Source organism: Rhizobium sp. SVR5-9E, from assembly GCF_056755095.1.
Genome location: NZ_JBNDHS010000416.1, coordinates 1 through 271, shown reverse-complemented (window position 1 = coordinate 271; position 271 = coordinate 1). Strand labels below are relative to the sequence as shown.

The following is a 271-nucleotide window of genomic DNA, read 5'->3' as shown; positions in this document are numbered from 1 at the left end:
AGCTTGTAATACATCACCGGTACAATGAAAAGCGTGAAGATCATGGAGAAAATAAGCCCGAAAGCCAGTACACTGCCCAGTGGTGCCCACATCGGAGATTTACCCAGAATCATCGGAACTACGCCTACCGCCGCTGCCGCTGAAGTAAGGAATATCGGACGCATTCTTCGTTTGGCAGCCGCCATTGCAGCCGCCTTGTGCGTGTATCCGTGTTCCCGGATCAGCTCATCGGCATAATCTACCAGGATGATTCCGTTTCTTACTACGATAC

1 protein-coding gene is annotated in these 271 nt (G+C 50.9%); it reads right to left on the bottom strand.

The genetic code is table 11. From position 1 onward, the window contains the following. On the bottom strand, positions 1-271 hold a 271-nt coding region (locus ACPYOJ_RS35430; RefSeq protein WP_481420398.1), incomplete at both ends, for an efflux RND transporter permease subunit.